This window comes from Bacillota bacterium (assembly GCA_024655925.1).
Classification (GTDB): Bacteria; Bacillota; DTU025; order DTU025; family JANLFS01; genus JANLFS01.
The window spans coordinates 21,346-39,062 of record JANLFS010000010.1 but is presented as its reverse complement, the minus strand read 5'-3'; the positions used below and the strand labels follow the sequence as shown (position 1 = coordinate 39,062).

Here is a 17,717-nt window from a genome sequence, read left to right as displayed (position 1 = left end):
ATCCAAGCTTTGCAGTGCCCGGGCCGGCACGCCTGTCCGGGCGTCACCCACGGAATCTTGCGATGATGTCTTTCGAGCAGCTGGCAATCATATTCACTTCGTTGCCGATCCACACAAACTGCATGCCTTCGTTCACCCAGAATTTCGCAAGATCCACGTCCCAGTAGGCGCAGCCACATGGGATGTTCCGATCCCTGCACTTCTGGACGACCTTTCTCATCAGGGAGACCTCAAGCGGATGTTCGAATTCGAACGGATGCCCGATGCTCAAGGAGAGGTCTGCTGGGCCTACCAGGACCAGGTCGACACCTGGGACAGAAATGATGTTGTCGATGCCGTCTATGGCTTCCTTACTCTCAAGCATAATGGCGAGCATGATCGCATCGTTAGCCCACCGCACATATTCGTTGGGGTCCATATCTCTGTAGCTCGCCGGTGAGCCTCCTGCGTATATCCCCCTCCGCCCCGTCGGCGGGTACCTGACCATGCTGGCCGCTTCGGCCACTTGTTCCCTACAGGTTACCCTGGGGACTATGATGCCGTTTGCTCCCTGGTCCAGAGCACGACAGATGAGTGCATAATCGACTTCAGCCACCCGTATGAACGGGGCAATCTGGTTGCCTCGGGCAACCCTGAAGATCTCCACAGCCGCTGAGAGATCTATCGAAGTGTGCTCGCAGTCGACCATTATGAAGTCGAAACCCGCAGCCGCGTAGAGCTCTGCAATCGCGGGCATCGCGAGCTCGTGGACTTCGCTTCCCAGAACAACTCCCCCGCTTGCCAGGGTCTTCTTGAGCTCCAGTATATTCATGTTCCTATCGCTCCCCTTGAAAGCCTCAATTGAGCGGCCGAGCAAGAGTGTGCATTTGTTCTTCAACCGCGCAATTACACATATTCGGCGCGACTGGTGTTATTCCTGCACCCACAGGAAAAAGTGTCACACTTGAATAGCCGTGGGGGGCCAACCAGGGGATGCGAGAAGGCAGGAGACTGAAACGGAGAGAGAATCCGCCCAAGAGTAACGGCCGCTTCCAGCGCCCATAGTCGGGAGCCAGGAGCGGCCGCCTTGTGCCTCATGCCGCTGAACTTCTACCTATGTCGTCTTGCATAGAGCGACACGTATGTCTCGATCATCTCCACCCAATCCCCCGCGACAACCAGGTGGTGGTTACCAAGCGGGGCAAAAAGGAGTCCCTCGGCATCGGCTGGGTCGTTGAACTCCAACGTAAGCTGGGTACGGCAGAGGTCCGCGCGAGATCCGCATTCCACAAGCCGGGCCCGCGCCGCCATGACCTCGTCGAGCGCCCGGCCTCCGATTCGCGCGATGGTCAAGTCGCCCGGGGCGACTCGCCCCTCGATGCCGACGCCGATGCCCGATTCGTAATGCGACCGGATAACGTAAGATCCGGTCATTGTCCGGGCAATAGTGCAATGGGCGAATACGGCTTTCCCCGTCCGCGGGTCGATTGACGACGGATTCGCCATGAAACTCGGCTGCCCCGTGATGGCATGAAGAAGAAGCATCCCCACAGCGGATAGGATATCCGCCTCGCACGCTGCAGGGACCCCCTCCTCATTCAGTCGGGCAAGTGCGTAACACCCGGTGTTCTCGATGAGAGACAGGAGGTCGAAACACTTCACCGCGACAGCCGCGAGGCCGCGTGCGTCCACTATGTCCCGTAAACCCACGTAAACCCGGGCCGCTCCAAGCATGACGTCGGGGGTCGGCTCCACAACAGCTGACGCCCCGACGGAAAGCTCGCGAGCAGCCTCCTCAACCCGCGCCGGATCAGCGGAATCCACCGCATCCACCAAGTCTTCCACATCCATGAACTCGAGCCGCGGCCCCCACACCCGCCGGACCTCCGAGGCAAGGCGCCTGGGAGACATGACCTCCACATCCCTCGCCCCAATCACGCCGATGGCGGCACGGCGCATCGTTGCGTGCGCTGAGGCGAGGCGAAGAAGGGTATAGAGTTCATCCTGCCATCCGGGCGACGCCTGGACTACTCGCCCGGACCTGCCCTGAGCCCTTATGAAGGCTAGGATCTCGAGAGCCGCCGCAAGCGCGTTGTCGGCCGGGTGCGCGAGCATCAAGACCGGTCCTTCAGTCCGCGCTATGAACTTGAGCGCGGAAGACTCTGTGCCTCCACTCAGAACCACGAGAACGGTGACGTCACCGGGGTGGATATCGCTCTCAGGATCGATGACGGCGAACTCATACCCGGGGACGGCTCCGAAACCCGCCAGGTATTGGGAAGCTCGTTCGTCCATGCGGGACTGATCACGAAGTGAAGACACAAAGAACACTACATTGGCTCCTGGCACGCAGCACTGCCCCCTGTTCGTTGGCTAGTCCTCTGACCCCGATCCGGATACGCCGTCCTATTCAGGCAGGATCTCCAGCTTGGACTCTGGCACAGGCGCCGGCCCGGCCCCTGCAGGCGGCAGCGCGCCCGCAGAGAACTTAGCCACCTTGAGATTCGTGCCGGTCACCAGCACATTGTCGAACTTCACAGTGGCTGAAGTGGTGCTCACAGTCTCGATGTAGAGGGCGAGATACCGGTTGCCCGTGAAGGAGAAATCCGTGATCGACGTAAGCTGTTTGCCGTTTGCATAGATCTTGATTCCCCCTGCAAGCGACCGGCTCACTTTGAGATTGTTGGAGGCGCCGCCGGGGTTTATGTAGATCGAACCCCCGTTCTTCAGATGGGTCCAGCCCTCGTCCCACTCGCGAAGCTCCCACGTCTGGTTCCCCGGGTTCACGACGAAGAGATAGAACTGCGCGCTCTGCCACGCAGACGTTTCGCCCTGTATCGCGAAGGCGATCCCATAGGCAATATTTGACCCCGCGATTCTCGCTACATCTGCGCTCACGGTGTAGCTGTCGAGTGGACCCACAGGTATCGGCGCTACAACCGAGCGGTGGTCATTGCTCACCGACATTTGATAGTACGGGTCCCATATACCATCGACAACCCCCCAGCTCGCGGTGCCATCCCAGCCATCATCCCAGGATGGGTCCGGGTTAGTGAACGTCTCGTAGAAGAGTGTCACCTCAGTGCCAAATGGGAAGCAACCGGAAGTGAGGATCGCCACAAGGGCGACAACAAGGGCTACTGCAGCGAGGCGGGCACAGTGTCTGGGAAACGTCATGAAGGCACCTCCTAGATCTCAGGTGTACTGACAGAATGAACACTACAGGGCAGACCGCAATCTCAGCGCAACACCCACAGCGATCCCGAGGATATCGATGCCGATGTCCCTGGGGTTCCCGGACCGATGAGGGAATCTTGCCTGAAGTGCCTCATCGAAGACTGCCAGGGAGACTGCCGCGAGCCCCGCGATAACACATGCCGTGACGACAGGCCTCGCAGAGCGCGGCTTCGGGATCGTCCCGAGGAAGGCGTTGGCCAGGATGATCGCGAAAGCGGCATACCCGAGGAAATGCAGGGATTTACGCACCCCGACCACGATACCATGAATGGTTGCAGGCCCAAGCGTCGGAAACAGACGTGAGACAATCTGCCTGGCGGCCTCAGCCCCAAACTCCGGTCGCCATGCGGCAATGAATATGACAGCGAGGTAAGCCACTGCAAGAACCCACCAGAGGAGTGCCCGGACGCCCCGGCCACTGCTGTTTCCTTTCGGCTCCAAGATGCAACCTCCGATCCTTCCTTGAGACCTTCCGACCCCGGCAAGAGTTCCACTCACAGTTGGCCAACTGAGGAATCCGTGTTGTCCCCGCTTCAGGGCGAGGATTTCGCCGGGCCATGGTTTCTGCTACCAGTATGCTCAAGGGAGGCCGTTGTGTGAAGAGTCCTGTCGTAGCCATAGCCGTGTTGTCCGCTCTGCTGATGTCTGCCTGCGGCGTCACACAGGCGGAGGAGAGATCGGACTTCGCCCGCCCCCAATGGATTCAGGCGAGCTACGTGATTGCCCAGACTGTCAGCTTCGGCGTGGGGCTTACGATCTCAGACCGTTTTGCACTGGCCTTCAACATCGACAACCCCACGGAAGGCGCAGATGCCAGCGCGTCACTGCTCTACGTGCTGCCGGGGGATTTCTTCATATTGTCCCGGGCGTATGCTGGAGCAGGCGGGACATACGTCTTCAAGGATGAGAGAGTCTACCCCCACCTGATGGCGGGAGGTGAGTTCCGCTGGCTCTTTGCCGAGTTCCAGTGGGTTATGGCGCCGGATACCTTTGGGCACGCGAGGTCCAGGGTCAGGTGGAGATTCTGAGGAATCACCGCACGCAGAGCATGAGGGTCAGGGGAGATCACTGCCCTCAGAGCGTGATGACCAGCCCGACCCCGACATCCCATCCGATCCAAGTCGAGCCTTCGACGTGATCATAGTTCGAGCGCACGGCCAGGTTCACCTCACCCTTGAGGATGAACCGGTTCCACACCTGCGATGGCGCGCGTCGTGCATGCCCAAGGTAGGTTTTGTGATGTGCACGAATCTACGCCTCCGAACGAAAGAGAATCAGCCAAGCTCCAGTATTCGCCGGGACGAAGGCCGATTCCTGGCGTACGTGGGCGAAGCCGTGCAGAGATAGCCCTTAGGTCTTGAACTCCGTCTCTAACGGAGCAGGTCGCCGATGGAGTCCAGTACGTAGTCTGGTCGGAAAGACAGTGCCTCCACCTGATCTCCACTTGTCACTCCGGTCAATACAAGAGCGGTCATCATGCCTGCTCTCTTGCCCATAAGCATGTCTGTCTCCAGTCTGTCCCCTACAATAAGACACTCATGGGGACACACCCCCATCCGCTTGCACGCCAACTCGAGCATTATCGGATTGGGCTTGCCGATTACCAGCTCCACCTTGGCCCCAGTAGCGCCTTCGACCGCCCCAATCATGGCCGCGGCATCGGGAATCTCTCCTCCTTCGACCGGGCAGGTGCGGTCGGCATTGGTGGCCAGGAGCCTCGCCCCAAGCCTCACAGCCTGGAGGGCGTTGTTGAGTTTCGCGTAGTCGAAGGTCCTGTCGAACGCAATTATGACGTAGTCAACCGGCGCTTCGGGCCCCGTTGGGTTGTCAACTACGGTCACACCAGCCCTTCGGAGTTCATCAACTAGCGGAGGTTCCCCAATAACATAAGCCCTGCACCCCGGAGAACGGGCAGCCAGGTACTGGGCCATGGCAAATGACGAGTTCACCACGTCATCCTCGTCCGCTGGGACGCCAAGTTGCATGAGCTTGGTGGCGTAGTCCGCGCGCGTCTCCGTCGGCTTGTTGGAAAGGAAGACCACTTTCTTGCCCATCTTCCGGAGTGTCGCCACCACTTTGTCGGCTCCGGGTATCAGCTTATCGCCGCGGTACACCGTACCGTCCAGGTCCAGGATGTACCCGCGAAAGGTCGTCAACAATGAGCACGTCCCCCTTTGCCCAGGCACACCTATCAGCCCTTAATCCCAGCAGACATGAAGCTCTCAACGAATCTGCGCTGAAAGACAAGAAACAGCAGCATCAACGGAGCGGTGACGAACACCGTTGCGGCCATGAGCAGCGTCCAATCGGCCCCGCTTTCTTGCTGTACAAACATGGCCAAGCCGATGGTGAGAGTCCTGATTCTGGGACTGTCGGTCACCACAAGCGGCCAGAAGAAGTCGTTCCAGTGAGTAACCACACTGATCAGGCCAAAGGCAATGAGAGTAGGCTTTGCGAGCGGCACAAGCACGCTGAACAGAAATCGCAAGGCGCTGCAGCCGTCAATGAGTGCGGCATCCTCGAAATCTCGGGGAACCTGCCTGAACGCCTGTCGCAGGAGGAACGTCCCGTAGCCGCTCGCCCAAAATGGGAGCATCACAGCCAACCGAGTGTCTAGAAGCTTGAGGCTGCGCATGGTCAGGTAGTTCGGCACGATGATGGCGTGGACCGGCAACAACATCTGAATGAGGAACAGAGCAAATAGGATGTGGCTTCCTCGGAACTTCATCCGGCTGAAGACGTACGCGGCGAGAGTGGTGGTAAGAACCTGTGCCAGGAGAATAGCTGCCACGACTATGATCGTGTTTACGAGGTAGATGGCAAATGGCGCCATCGAAAACACCTGAGGGTAGTTGCCGAAGAAAACTGGCCGCGGGATCCACATGGGGACGGGGGTGAACACATCTATCCTCCGTTTGAGGGACGTGGAAAGTGCCCAGAGATATGGCGCCATAGTGATGCACGAGACGAACAACAGCATCAGGTGTAGATGCAAGTTGTTGATGCCTATGAGACGAAACGCCTTCTCGAACCCAGAAATCAGCCCTCGACTAGACTTCATAGTGAACCCTCTTCTCCAGTGACCGCATTGTAGTCATGATTATGATGAGAAGTAGAGCCACGAAAATCACGGTCAACGCAGAGGCCTGCCCCATGTTCCAGAACCTGAACGCGTTCTGGTATATGTAGTACACTAACACATTAGTTCGATCGGCCGGCCCTCCCTGGGTCATTACGTGAGAGAGGTCGAAGACCTGGAACGAGTTGATCACGCTCACTATCACGACGAACACGGTCGTGGGCCCCAGAAGCGGGACAGTTATGTAGCGTATTCTTGCCCAAAACGAAGCGCCTTCGATATCTGCCGACTCGTAGAGCTCTCCGGGTATTGCCTGAAGTCCGGCAAGGTAGATGAGCATGTAGTAACCGAAGTTCTTCCAGATAGAGACCAACATAAGAGCGGGAAGGGCCCACTTCATATCGTACAGCCATTCCACCGTCGGCACCCCGAGTTTCCTCAGGTAGTAGTTGACCAGCCCTATCCCAGGATTCAGAAGCCACACCCACAGCATCCCGGCAGCGGCCGCGGGGACCATTGTTGGGTAGAAACAGGCCGCCCGATACACTCCGCGCATCCATCCAATGCGTTCGTTGAGCAAGATCGCCATTATCAACGCAAGCGCCATCGTTATCGGAATCGTGCCGACCGTGTACACGAGAGTGTTCTTCATAACCAGCCAGAACACAGGGTCTCTGAACAAGGCCGCATAGTTCTCGATGCCGCAGAACACCGGCTTGGGACTGAATATGTCCCATCTCATGAAACTGACCCATAGCGAGTAGAGAATGGGGTAGTACGTAAACACACCCAGGAGCAGAAGACTGGGGAACAGGTACAGATACGGGCTCAGCCTGCCGCGGTGGAACCTATCGTGCAATCCACATGCACCTCCATATCTGACGCGCCCACACGGCTATAGCGCAGGAGGGGCGCCTGGACGGGCTGTAAGCCGCCCGGCCAGGCGCGTATGGCCTACTTGACCACCCAGTTGCCCAGGAGTCGCTCTGCCTGCTGCTGAGCTCTTTCAAGCGACTTCTGCGGGGTGATCTTCCCACCAGTGGCTTCATCCAACGCAGTCTTGACTATCTCTCTGATCTTCTGGAAGACCGGACTCATCATCTTGCCGCGGGCATAAGCAAGTTGTTCGCGCGCCACAGCATACTCAGGGTACTTGGCCAGGTGTTGCTTCATTTCGGTCAGCTCATAGCTGGACTGCCTGGTGGCGACATACCCTGAATCCCTGCTCCATCTGGCAGCCATCTCCGGAGTCGTAAGGAACTGAACGAACTTCCAGGCTGCCTGTTTCCTCTCGTCCGGGATCCCACGCGCTATGTGGAGGTTCCCGCCGCCGACCGCCGCGCCATAACTCTTCTTCGCCGGCATGAAAGCCACTCCGTACTCGAACGGGGCTGAAGTCCGAACGAACGTGAGAATCCCCGTGGAATGGTACAGCATCGCAGTTCTTCCCGACACGAAGTCCGTCGGGGTGGATGCCCAAGTGCTGTGGGGTGGCGCAACCTTGAGTTCCTGAGTGAGACGAACCCAGAATTCCAGCGCTTCAACTGCTTCGGGAGAGTTTAGAGTGACCTTGTGGTTGATGTAGTCCAGAAGGCTGCTTCCGTTCTGTATGACGAAGGCTTCAAATAGCCAGTCGTTCCAACCGCCAGATATCGTGACACCCCACCGCTTTACCTCCCCGGTTGCCGCGTCAGCTTTCACCAGCTTCTTCGCGTAGTCCTCCAGCTCTCTCCAGTTGCGAGGAGGAACGTTCGGATCTAGGCCAGCTTCCTTGAACGCGGCCTTGTTCCAGTAGAAGACGGGAGTGCTCCGCTGGAAAGGTATGCCCCATATACGTCCGTCCTCCGAGTAGCTGTTCTGAAGAAAGGCGGGAAAGAAGTCAGCGAGGTACTCCTTGGAAACCCACTTATCCAGGGGCTCGCACGCGTTCATCGCAAGTAGGGTGGGCAGCTCCGATATCTCTACAATGAACACATCCGGAGGGTTGCCCCCCATCACTGCGGTCTGGACTTTCTGCATCGTGGGGTCGTAGTCGCCGGTGTATACGGGAATCACTTCGATGTCTGGGTTAGCTGTGTTGAACTCTTCTACGTACTTGTTGATGACAGTGGCCAGTGGGCCGGATACCCCTACCGGGTAGTAGAAGGTCAGGCGAATGAGCTTTGGCGCCGCGCCGGCGGAGAGGCAGACCAACATGAGCAGGGCAGCGGCCAGCAGGATACTGGACAGCGTTCGTCTTGACGACATTTCTCTTCACCCTCCTCGTCTTGATCGGTATCAGTGCGCCATCTGATCTACACTGGTCTCTGGCAACACCGCACAGGTTCTCCCGGGCCCACCTCCTTCCGATTCCGCACTTCGTGTGCCGACTCGTGGCACGCATCGTCACCTACGCTCAACACGGCGGATCATTCATGCCTCTAGACAATAACGAGAAGGCCAGACAACGAAAAGTAGCCACTCTCCGTCTGGCCTTCTCCTACTCTCCAAGCCAGGACCCGGTTCACCCCCACACGCGTGGGGACAATGTAAGCCTGGTTCGCTTTCGCGTCGACGTGCCTGCTGCTATTGGTTCGCCAGATGCCCGGAAATTCCTTCTACTACGTAAGAGTTTCTTTCGGCTCCCGTCCGTCTACCGGCGCCGGCATTTCCATATGGCCTTCTTGCTCGCGGAAACCCCGATTGCGCCTGCTGCCAGCAGAGCATCAACCTCTGACGGGGTCTCGATCAGCCCTCCTCCAATAAACCGCGGGATTCGGCTGATGGGCAACCTATGAACTACAGCAGGCAGCACGATCCCCGGCAAGATCTCCACAGCATCGGGCTTGCATTCCGAGCACGCCGCAAGGCCAGTCTTGAGCGACCCGGAATCGAACAGGAACAGACGCTGAATAGCCATTAGCCCTTCGTCCTTGGCGTACTTCACCAGGGAGCTCCGTGTCGTCAGAATGCCAGCGATCCCGAAATCTCTGGCAAGCCACTTGATCCCCGGCCGATCCTTCCCGATACCTTGTATCAGATCTAGATGGCAGAATAGGCTTTGGCCCAGCTCAAGGGACCGGGTTGCGATGTCGGTCAGGTCCAGGACTGAGCCGGTTACGAGAAACACCAGCTTGGCATCGCACTCTGCAGCATACTCGAGATCGCCCAGACTCCTCACGGCAGGGATCACAGGGTTTTTCGACGTGTGATCGGTCAGAACATCGCGACATGGTTGACATGTGATGATGGACCCGCCCATGTGACTTGACCTCCAATTGGCCAGTATCTGGGTCGCACTGCTCAGTATTCGTCACCGCGCACCCCAGTCCTTCGACGCATCGTATGCAACCATCCTTACTCGTCATGAGCTAAGTGCCGTTGCGCATAGACAACGATATCCGATTCCTTTCCTTATCCACCGCTAGAACCCGCACCTTCACGATGTCGCCCACACTGACAGCCTCCAAGGGGTGGCTGATGAACCGTTCGGACAGCTCGGACCTGTGCACAAGCCCGTCCTGGTGCACCCCGATGTCCACGAAGGCGCCAAAATCCACTACGTTGCGAACCGTGCCTTCAAGTGTCATGCCTGGATGCAGGTCATCCAGGGTAAGCACGTTGGTGCGCAGGATCGGCGGAGGAAGCTCGTCACGGGGATCCCTGCCCGGTCGCTGCAGGGCCTCGATTATGTCTTTCATAGTGGGTTCGCCGATACCAAGTCGTTTGGCCCAGGCTGAGGCATCCAAACCCGCAAGAGCGTCGCAGACTTGCGGCCGATTGGGTCCGACGACATCATGTACCGAGAATCCGAGCTCGGCCAGCAGACGTTGGGCTGCGGAGTACGATTCCGGGTGGATTGGCGTGTAATCTAGGGGATTGTCCCCGTCGGCGATCCGAAGGAACCCAGCGCACTGCTGGAAGGTCTTGGGGCCCAGACGAGGGACGGAGAGAAGATCTTTGCGATTGGAGAAGGGTCCCTCGGCCTCTCGTTTCTTGACGATGTTCCCTGCCACGGCGGCGCTAAGACCCGATACGTACGACAAAAGGGAGACCGAGGCGGTATTGAGGTCCACGCCCACGCTGTTCACGGCGGACTCCACAACCGCAGCCAGGGCGCGGGCCAGCTCCTTTTCGGCGACGTCATGCTGATACTGTCCCACCCCGATGGACTTGGGATCGATCTTGACCAGCTCAGCCAAGGGATCCTGCAGTCGGCGCGCGATAGAGACAGCGCTGCGCTCGGACACATCGAGGTCCGGGAACTCATCCCGGGCGAGCGGGGATGCGGAATACACCGATGCACCTGCTTCGTTTACGACCACGTAAGTTAGAGCGCGCGCAGCCTTCGGGATCAGCCCCGCCACAAAGGCTTCAGTTTCCCGAGATGCCGTACCGTTCCCGATGGCGATCACGTCCACGCGATGGCGGTCTACCATCTGAAGCAGGGTTCTCCCGGCCTCTTCAATCCGGTTGTGCGGGGGAGTCGGGTATACCACCGCGACCTCCAGCAATCTGCCAGTGGCGTCCACGACTGCGATCTTGCACCCGGTCCGGTATGCCGGATCGATGCCCATCACCGTCTTTCCCCGGATCGGGGGCGTGAGAAGCAGCGCTTTCAGATTAGCCGCAAACACGCGAATTGCTTGCGCCTCGGCGGCTTCGGTGAGCTGGTTTCGGACATCACGCTCCACTGCCGGCGCCAGCAGGCGATTGTAGGCGTCCTTGGCTGCAACGGCAAGCTGCGGGTCAGCCGGACTGGCTTCAGGACCCGTACGGGTTAGCCAGCGCTCAAGGTAAGCTAGAACCGGCCCTTCCGGCGCCTCGATCTGCACCCGCACGGCCTTCTCCCGCTCACCCCTATTGATTGCCAAGACCCGATGTGGCGGGATCCTGCTTACGGGCTCACGGTAATCGTAATACAACTCATAGGGACTGCGTAGACCCGGATCAATGGCCTCGCTCGCTATGGTACCGTTTCTCGCCGTCCATTGGCGCACCCATGCGCGCACCTCAGGGTCGTCAGCCAGCATTTCGGCGATTATGTCCCCGGCGCCCGCCAACGCCTGCTCCGGGGTTTCGATGCCCTTCTCCGCGTCTACGAAGCCTGAGGCCTGTTGAAGCGGATCGCCTTCCGTGGGTCTGGCAAGGAGCCATTCAGCAAGCGCTTGCAGCCCCTGTTCTTTGGCGATGCTTGCGCGCGTCCTGCGTTTGGGCCGGAAAGGACGGTAGATGTCGTCCACGCGCTGAAGAGTCTCAGCCGCCTCCAATGCCTGCTGAATCTCGGGCGTCAGAACCCCCTGCTCCCCCAGCAGCCGCAACACCTCGGACTTGCGCATGACCAGGTTCCGCAGATACTCGACGCGAGAGGCGATGGTCCTGAGGACTTCTTCGTCCAGGCCCCCCGTTTGCTCCTTTCGGTACCGAGCGAGGAATGGTATGGTGTTCTCCTCGTCCAACAGGCGGATCACAGTCTCTATGCGCTGAAGGGAAATTCCCAACTCCCGGCCGATCTGTGCTACTACGAAGCCGTAGTCGGTCTCGGCGCTCTGCTCAGCGAGATCGGGGGACATGCTGTATTCATCTGTACCAGAAAACGGTTGGCCCATATGCTATACGGCCCTCCATTTATGATAGACTCGCTGCGCGCGACCTCGGCCTCATGTTCGACGCGCAGCCGGGCCACAACACCCAATATGATCATGACCTAATACGGTCAGGGGTGCAAGGTGGGCAGTTGAGACACTGAGTCAGTCGCGTAGATCTGCCCTCTCACCAGATCTCGGAGGAATCAGCCCTTATGCGGCGAAGAGAGGAACCATGTCCGGCCCGCAGACCGTAAGCAATTGGCCTCTGTATCGGCAATATCCTGTCGGGGGGTAGACCCACATGGAGGATGTGCTGCAGAGTATCGTGGACAGAATCGTGCGAGCCGCAAATCCAGACAAGATCATTCTGTTCGGCTCAAGAGCTCAGGGCGGGCAGGCTGCAGACCGAGACTATGATATTCTTGTGTTGAAGGCTGGAGAGTACCACAGGCGAGAGCTTGCCCACAAAACCTATCGTGAACTTGTGGGAATCCCAGCTCCAGTGGACGTGGTCGTGGCATCACCCGAGAGAGCTGGGCAGTACCGCGACGTGCCTGGGTTCATCTACGGAGAAGCGCTGAAGGGGCGTGTGCTGTATGAGCACTGACGCCTATGACCTTTGGATGCGAAGAGCGCGAAGCAACTTAGCGCGGGCGAAGTCCGGAAGAACATCTGAACACGTCCCATCGGCCACCTTCTTAGCTTCGTCCGCGATCATGGGGGCATCGCTATCCAGCGTCAGGTGGAAGAAGCAGCATTTCTCTCGGACTGCGCCGTGATGACTCGATACCCAGGCGACTGGGAACCAGTCGATGCTGGCGATTACGCGCGCGCCCTAAGGCATGCCGAAGCCGTCATGCAGTGGGTGAGCCGAGTCGTCACCCGTTCCTGACCCGTAAGCGGTCCACTCCCCCTCTCCGCCAGCGGTCGATGATCTCGAGACTCAGACGAAGACCGCCGCCCGCAGGTGAACCTAGATGCGCCGCATGACATCGAAGTCGTCGTAGAATGGGGCATTCTCCGGACTTCAAGCCCCGTCCCAGAGATGCGTTTCTCAGAATCTTTGCGTTAGTACACGGCCCTGCGACATGAGCCCGGCTGCGTCGGTCAGCATCCGCGATCCACTCACCGACATAGATGTGGGAGTCGCGCTCGCCGAATACGACTCATATCGAGAATCGAACAGCCTTCACCGAATCGACGCCCGACTGCTGGCGCCGCTTGAAGATCTGTTCTCCCCATACTCCGTCGACTTCGTGTTTCTGCAGGAGCACCATTCAGTCTTTCAAATGGAGGCATTGCCGGTCGATGCGTGTACGCTGCAACCGACGACTACCGGTTCCATTATGAGGAGGAAATCGCGCGCAGGGCTGCGGACTTCCGTCCTGTGCTTGACATGTACCTTGAAGACGCCGCCGAGGAGTTCAGAGGACGCGCGGCCAGGCTTGGAATGGGGGCGGTCCGCGATGGTGAGTAAGAGGCGAGTCATGGAACGGCTCGATCTGATCAGCGCGAGCATCGCGCGTATGGATGTGTCTGATCGCGAACCCCTGAACATAGTGTCGGAGAATCTACCGGACCTCGCTCGCTTCGTGGCCCAAGTCGACGACTATTTGAAACGCTTCGAGGCTTCTTAGACGACGCTCCCCCCGGAGAACCCTGGCGCAGAAGCGCATTCAGAGACCTGTTGGGAGATACCTCTCCATCAGCATCCTCTGCAGCCTGCGGAAATACTCCTTTATCTCATCCCACGACATCTCTACTCTCATCAAGGGATCGGGCTCTCTATCGGCGTCATCGGAGTACAGCAGGTTCCGGATCAGATGGTACATGCCATAGTTCACCCCCTGGTACTTCTGGCCGAGCAGCTCGAACAAGCCTTCAAGGGGAAGTGCCCGGCAGGCGATGGAACGCAGTTCAATGAAGTCCTTTTGCTTCCCCGTCCAGAAATGGCAGTGATCTTCATCAAGCCGATATCTCGAGGATCCGCGATCTCGATGCGACTGAACAGCGCGGTGGGGAAGAGCAACCCGTACTTGTATTACAGAAAGGTCAGCCTGACGTTGTTCAGCATCCCATGAACCGAGCCCGGCGCCTCGCCGGTCAGCTCGAAATGCCCCATATCGCCCAAGGTATCGATGACCGCTGACGGGCTAAATTCACTCCGAGTGAAGAAATCGAGATCATGAGACTCTCTGTGGCCGAATTGCAGAGACAGTCCGGTGCCGTGGGCCAGATAGAACTGGTCGACTAAATGGCTCGACGACAGAAGGTCTACAACTTCCAACCCGTGCTGGGGTATGACGTCGACAAACATCGCACCTCCTCCACTCGAAGCCCGTAGTGATTCTGCCACAGGAGAGCCGTCTTGCGCGACAACCGGCGGCTGTTCCTGACAACCTCGATCCTCTGATCATCGCCGTAACGACGCATCATCCAGCGGATGGCGGAGTCGTCACCCTCTTCAAGCAGCCTCTCGATGATGAAGAAGTAGTCCTTGTCCACATTGAGCTTGGCAGGATCGGTATCCCAAAAGAACCTGGCCGCCGAGGGCGGAGGAGTCTCCATGCTTCATCACTCCAGTCCGTCGTTGCCGGTTTCCGCGCGGCGGCAATCATCCCACATGGGAAATCGCACCGCGATGCTGCCCATGATGGTACTATGCCGTCGCGGGCAGGGCAACTGAATCCTGTGGGCAGTCTTGTCGCCCGGAGGCCCCATGCGGCGGATCATCCGGTGTCACCCCTCAAATAGCTGCTCAAGCGCCACGAGCTCCACGTTTCCGAGCCGCCGAGCTTCTTCCCTCAGCCCCTCGGTGAAACCCGACTTGGAGAACAAACAGCATGTAGTGTCTCTCACGATACTTCGCCAACACGCGCGATGCAGCGATTGGACTATCCAGCGCGTCCCTTCCCATCGGATCATTTCGCCACTTGCACTCCCCGAAAACCGCAGCATCGCCCGTCCTCGCGATGAAATCGATTCCCTCCTGACGCCTCAGCATCGGGTTGTTGCCCCACCACCTGCCGATTTCGTCGAACAGTATGGGAAGGGAGAGGTTCTTGTTTCGGCGCACGATGTACTGGATGCATGCATCCTCGAAAACCCTGCCCATGTAGTTGGGGATGGCAGGCAGCACCCGTCTCTCCAAGACGATGGGACCCATGCCCGCCTCGATGTTGGTCATGTTCTCTGGCACAAACCTGTACCAGAACCTGAACATGTTATCCGACAAGGAGTACAAGCTATTGCGCTCGGCCTTCTCTCCGAGAGGAACCTCCTTCCTCAGCATGCGCAGGTCGAGCATGGTCTTGACGTACTTGGCGCACTTCTTGGTGTCTTCTCCGGTCTTCGTTGCGATCTCGTTCAAACCGCTGGCGCCTGACGCAATGGCGGCAAGAATGGTGTTGTACATGGCCGGTTCGCGGAGTTCCTGCTTGAGTATGCTGGAAGGCTCCTCGAACAGACTCCCTGTGGGGTTGAAATAGCTTTGGCAGAGTCCCGATGCAGAACTCAGAGATCAACGCAGTCTTGCCCACGCGACGTCTGCCATAGACTGCGACGAATTTGAACCCATCCTCGGCGTAGATGGAGTTCAGCACAGATCCAGCGAGGAGATGTGTGTGGATCACTTACGACATCGAGACTCGCCAGACATTGGCGGCAGAATTCTCGGCACTTGCGGCCGAGCACAGGCATGCCCTCCCGAGGACGTCGGCAGGCCTGGAGGCTACGAGGAGTTCCTGGAGGCCATGTCGCACCCAGGTCTCGAGCGTCATGATGAACTCCTTCAATGGGTGGGCGGCAGCTTCGACCCGGAGGCGTTCGATGTCGACGAGGCAAACTCGGCACTTGGCCGGGTGCGGGAGCGCCGGTAGCGCGCCGAGGCAGCCATACGGATGCCCTCCGCCATCACCCGCCCGACACCGATGAGATCAGCCTTACGACGTCGCCCTCGTGAAGCGGAGTATCTAAGGTCGCCCGTTGCCCGTTCACTGTGACCAGCGCAAGTTGAACAGCAACGGTATCCAGTCCGAGCGTGGCCAGGGCATCCGCCACCTTTGCGCCCGGCAAGAGGTCTGCCGCGGTAACACCCGTCCGGGAGTACCGGCTGTCAACGTGGCGGATGGTCCCGAATAGCTCTATGGCCACCTTCATTCCACAGACTCCCGGACCTTTCGCCACTCATCCATCATCTCAGCAAGCCACTTGACATCCAGCTCCAAAAGTTTGCCTCTGGTGGGGATCCCATTGGGCAGCTCCCAGTTGCGCATCTGGTAGTATAACCGGACAGCCTCATCGAAGTCTCCACGGGGGATGGAATACCCCTCGAACGGCCCTCCACGAAGAGGCTCGTGGAGTCGCGGGGGAAGCTTGTCGTCGGCGAATCCGAACCCCTCCCGAATATTGAAGCAACGCGCCATGTTGACGCCACGCTCACCCATCTTCTGCAGTTCCGCAAGGCTTGTGTTCCATCCAGAAGCAGCCTCCACCATGTCGGCAATCTGGTTCAGGCTGTAGGCTGAAAACTCCGGGGCCGCCACGAAGATGCACAGATCAAGGACGTTGACGAGGCCCCAGATGTCCTGGAGATACGTGAACATCCTCACTTTGTCAGGGCCGATTGACTGCGCGGGGACTGGCTCCAGCAGGCCCAGTGGTTTGAGGTCGTGGAGCGTGATCCAATCGGCGTTGGCGGGGAGGTCCTTCTCGAACCACAAATCGTGAGCCGCCTGCAGGTGGTCTGCACCTGTGGGTGAGACCGCGTAACCCAGTGCAACCCCCCACTTGGCCCTCGGCTCGTGGGCCGGGAACTCTTGTCCTTTAACCTGATTGGCATAGTCCATGGCGGATCCACCGATCTCCCGGCCCGCCTCCCGAGAGCCATTGGCCAAGAGGTCCCCTATGCCCTCTCGGAACGCCATCTTCTCTATCAACGTGACGACGGCCTCGCCGTTTCCGAACCTGAGGTCTATCCCGTCGGTCTGGCTCCGTGACAAAAGCCCCCGTTCGAAGCACTCCATTGCAAAGGCCACGGTGAGGCCAGCGGAAATCGTGTCCATTCCATAGGCGTTGCACAGTTCGTTCGCCTTGCACACTGCGGCCAAGTCCCTGACACCACACCCCGATCCTAAGGTGCCGATGGTCTCGTATTCCGGCCCTCCGTACTCGGGGTCGATCTGGTAACCCTCCGTGGAGCTGACCACTCTCTTGCATGCAACGGGACATCCGTAGCAGGTACCAGTCCCGGTGAGCAGCTTCTTCTCCATCTCCTCGCCGCTTATTGAGGCGGCACCCTCGAACTGTCCTTCCTGGAAGTTCCGGGTGGGAAGTATTCCAGAAGCGTTGAGTGGGAGCACCCCCTTGCTTGTCCCGAGTCTGGAATGAAGGACTAGGCCAGCATGTTCCTTCGCGCGTTTCGCGAACCAGGTCCGCAGCTCTCGTATCCTCTCTGGATCGGCCATCTCAGGTCTTTTGTGGCCCCTGACGGCGATGGCCCGAAGTCTCTTGGAGCCCATGACCGCTCCAAGGCCACATCTTCCGTTTGCGTGCTTGAGTTCGTTAACAATGCATGCAAACTTGACGAGATTCTCCCCAGCCGGTCCGATCTGCAGCACCCTGACTGCCCGGTCGCCCAATTCCTCTCTGATCCTTGACTGGGCCTCTTGTGTTGTCTTACCCCACAGATGGCTCGCGTCCTTGAACTCGACCGAACCGTCGTTGATGTACAAGTAGACGGGTGTATCTGCCACTCCCTCCACTATAACTGCGTCAAACCCGGCACCTTTCAGCTCCGGACCCCAGAACCCTCCCGCTTCAGCCTCGCCGAAGCCTCCCGTAAGCGGGGACTTAGC

The 17,717-nt window shown here is 58.7% G+C and carries 21 protein-coding genes; 5 read left to right on the top strand and 16 right to left on the bottom strand.

Features of this window, described 5'->3' with window-relative positions:
* Nucleotides 1–43 precede the first annotated feature (43 nt).
* From NUW23_02780 to NUW23_02765, 4 genes are all read right to left on the bottom strand, one after another.
* Complete coding sequence (locus NUW23_02780; GenBank protein MCR4425103.1) at nt 44–811, bottom strand: aldolase/citrate lyase family protein; 768 nt, start codon at nt 809–811, stop codon at nt 44–46.
* Nucleotides 812–1,089: 278 nt separating this feature from the next.
* Entirely contained in the window at nt 1,090–2,328 is a 1,239-nt protein-coding gene (locus NUW23_02775) for a hypothetical protein (GenBank protein MCR4425102.1), read from the bottom strand.
* A gap of 57 nt (nt 2,329–2,385) precedes the next feature.
* Nucleotides 2,386–3,156 carry a hypothetical protein gene (locus NUW23_02770; protein ID MCR4425101.1) on the bottom strand — a complete coding sequence of 257 codons (771 nt, stop codon included), beginning with the start codon at nt 3,154–3,156 and terminating at the stop codon, nt 2,386–2,388.
* A gap of 42 nt (nt 3,157–3,198) precedes the next feature.
* Nucleotides 3,199–3,657 (bottom strand): VanZ family protein, encoded by a 459-nt coding sequence (locus NUW23_02765; protein ID MCR4425100.1) that lies wholly within the window; start codon nt 3,655–3,657, stop codon nt 3,199–3,201.
* Between the two features lie 155 nt (nt 3,658–3,812).
* On the opposite strand from NUW23_02765, the gene NUW23_02760 reads away from it, so the two are divergent.
* Nucleotides 3,813–4,244 carry a hypothetical protein gene (locus NUW23_02760; protein MCR4425099.1) on the top strand — a complete coding sequence of 144 codons (432 nt, stop codon included), beginning with the start codon at nt 3,813–3,815 and terminating at the stop codon, nt 4,242–4,244.
* Nucleotides 4,245–4,586: 342 nt separating this feature from the next.
* On the opposite strand, the gene NUW23_02755 is transcribed toward NUW23_02760, so the two are convergent.
* The 6 genes from NUW23_02755 to NUW23_02730 all read right to left on the bottom strand — a co-directional run bounded on the left by NUW23_02755 (nt 4,587) and on the right by NUW23_02730 (nt 11,847).
* A complete protein-coding gene (locus NUW23_02755) occupies nt 4,587–5,372 on the bottom strand; it encodes an HAD-IIA family hydrolase (GenBank protein MCR4425098.1) in 786 nt (261 codons plus the stop codon).
* Between the two features lie 35 nt (nt 5,373–5,407).
* Nucleotides 5,408–6,277: a carbohydrate ABC transporter permease gene (locus tag NUW23_02750; protein ID MCR4425097.1), complete on the bottom strand. Its 870-nt coding sequence runs from the start codon at nt 6,275–6,277 to the stop codon at nt 5,408–5,410.
* Entirely contained in the window at nt 6,267–7,154 is an 888-nt protein-coding gene (locus NUW23_02745) for a sugar ABC transporter permease (GenBank protein MCR4425096.1), read from the bottom strand. The genes NUW23_02750 and NUW23_02745 overlap by 11 nt, the downstream gene beginning before the upstream one ends.
* Before the next feature lie 95 nt (nt 7,155–7,249).
* The gene (locus NUW23_02740; GenBank protein MCR4425095.1) at nt 7,250–8,542 is read right to left on the bottom strand and encodes an ABC transporter substrate-binding protein; all 1,293 of its coding nucleotides are present in this window, start codon (nt 8,540–8,542) and stop codon (nt 7,250–7,252) included.
* A 385-nt stretch (nt 8,543–8,927) separates the two neighbouring features.
* Nucleotides 8,928–9,536, bottom strand: coding sequence for a glycerol-3-phosphate responsive antiterminator (locus NUW23_02735; protein MCR4425094.1), 609 nt, complete (start codon nt 9,534–9,536; stop codon nt 8,928–8,930).
* Between the two features lie 109 nt (nt 9,537–9,645).
* Nucleotides 9,646–11,847: an RNA-binding transcriptional accessory protein gene (locus tag NUW23_02730; protein MCR4425093.1), complete on the bottom strand. Its 2,202-nt coding sequence runs from the start codon at nt 11,845–11,847 to the stop codon at nt 9,646–9,648.
* A gap of 316 nt (nt 11,848–12,163) precedes the next feature.
* On the opposite strand from NUW23_02730, the gene NUW23_02725 reads away from it, so the two are divergent.
* The 3 genes from NUW23_02725 (at nt 12,164) to NUW23_02715 (ending at nt 13,499) form a co-directional block, all read left to right on the top strand.
* On the top strand, nt 12,164–12,469 hold the full coding sequence (locus tag NUW23_02725) for a nucleotidyltransferase domain-containing protein (GenBank protein ID MCR4425092.1): 306 nt from the start codon (nt 12,164–12,166) through the stop codon (nt 12,467–12,469).
* A 705-nt stretch (nt 12,470–13,174) separates the two neighbouring features.
* Nucleotides 13,175–13,339, top strand: coding sequence for a hypothetical protein (locus NUW23_02720; GenBank protein MCR4425091.1), 165 nt, complete (start codon nt 13,175–13,177; stop codon nt 13,337–13,339).
* Nucleotides 13,329–13,499, top strand: a complete 171-nt coding sequence (locus tag NUW23_02715; protein MCR4425090.1) for a hypothetical protein — start codon at nt 13,329–13,331, stop codon at nt 13,497–13,499. Before NUW23_02720 ends, NUW23_02715 begins: the two co-directional genes overlap by 11 nt.
* 39 nt (nt 13,500–13,538) lie before the next feature.
* Here NUW23_02715 and NUW23_02710 read toward each other — a convergent pair whose 3' ends face one another.
* The 4 genes from NUW23_02710 to NUW23_02695 form a co-directional block, all read right to left on the bottom strand.
* Nucleotides 13,539–13,739, bottom strand: a complete 201-nt coding sequence (locus NUW23_02710) for a hypothetical protein (protein ID MCR4425089.1) — start codon at nt 13,737–13,739, stop codon at nt 13,539–13,541.
* Nucleotides 13,740–13,903: 164 nt separating this feature from the next.
* Nucleotides 13,904–14,179, bottom strand: coding sequence for a nucleotidyl transferase AbiEii/AbiGii toxin family protein (locus tag NUW23_02705; protein MCR4425088.1), 276 nt, complete (start codon nt 14,177–14,179; stop codon nt 13,904–13,906).
* Complete coding sequence (locus tag NUW23_02700) at nt 14,137–14,430, bottom strand: hypothetical protein (protein MCR4425087.1); 294 nt, start codon at nt 14,428–14,430, stop codon at nt 14,137–14,139. The genes NUW23_02705 and NUW23_02700 overlap by 43 nt, the downstream gene beginning before the upstream one ends.
* A gap of 190 nt (nt 14,431–14,620) precedes the next feature.
* Nucleotides 14,621–15,277: a DUF234 domain-containing protein gene (locus NUW23_02695; GenBank protein ID MCR4425086.1), complete on the bottom strand. Its 657-nt coding sequence runs from the start codon at nt 15,275–15,277 to the stop codon at nt 14,621–14,623.
* A 208-nt stretch (nt 15,278–15,485) separates the two neighbouring features.
* On the opposite strand from NUW23_02695, the gene NUW23_02690 reads away from it, so the two are divergent.
* Nucleotides 15,486–15,740, top strand: coding sequence for a plasmid pRiA4b ORF-3 family protein (locus NUW23_02690; protein ID MCR4425085.1), 255 nt, complete (start codon nt 15,486–15,488; stop codon nt 15,738–15,740).
* A gap of 34 nt (nt 15,741–15,774) precedes the next feature.
* Here the strand turns inward: NUW23_02690 and NUW23_02685 are convergent, their stop codons facing one another.
* Nucleotides 15,775–16,020, bottom strand: a complete 246-nt coding sequence (locus tag NUW23_02685) for a MoaD/ThiS family protein (protein MCR4425084.1) — start codon at nt 16,018–16,020, stop codon at nt 15,775–15,777.
* Nucleotides 16,017–17,717: aldehyde ferredoxin oxidoreductase family protein (locus tag NUW23_02680; GenBank protein MCR4425083.1), on the bottom strand; the 1,701-nt coding region annotated here is incomplete at its 5' end. The genes NUW23_02680 and NUW23_02685, both read right to left, overlap by 4 nt.